Origin of the sequence: Nocardioides sp. CPCC 206348 (assembly GCF_048654705.1) — a bacterium.
Taxonomy (GTDB): Bacteria; Actinomycetota; Actinomycetes; order Propionibacteriales; family Nocardioidaceae; genus Nocardioides.
Map to the genome: position 1 here is coordinate 1 of NZ_JBMCZA010000086.1, position 549 is coordinate 549.

At 68.9% G+C, this 549-nt stretch carries 1 protein-coding gene; it reads left to right on the forward strand.

Going from position 1 to position 549, the window contains the following annotated elements:
- Positions 1 to 549, forward strand: a 549-nt coding sequence (locus ACOADB_RS04430; protein ID WP_378596718.1) for an Ig-like domain-containing protein, incomplete at both ends; no start/stop codon positions are given.

The window sequence follows — 549 nt, forward strand, 5'->3', positions numbered from 1 at the left end:
GGCGGCGGACTCGACCGGTGTGGACGTGGACGTGCTGGCCAACGACACGGATGCCGATGGCGACGCGTTGTCGGTTCTGACGGTCGACACGGTCGGGACGCTGGGGGTGGTGACGGACAACGACTCCGATGTCACCTACGACCCGAACGGTGCCTTCGATGCGCTCGGTGCGGGCGAGACCGCGACCGACACCTTCGAGTACACGGTGTCCGACGGCCAGGGTGGGACGGACACCGCGACGGTGACCATCACGGTGACCGGGGTCGAGACGCCCAATGCCGCGCCGGTGGCGGGCGATGACGAGCAATCGCTGGCGGAGGACTCCGCCGGAGTGACGGTGGACGTGTTGGCCAACGACACCGACGCGGATGGGGACGTGTTGTCGGTGTCGGCGATCGACACGGTCGGGACGCTGGGCCTGGTGACCGGCAACGGCACCGACGTCGGCTACGACCCGAACGGTGCGTTCGACTCATTGGGTGTGGGGGAGTCGACCACGGACACGTTCGGGTACACCGTCTCCGACGGGCACGGGGGCACGGACACGGC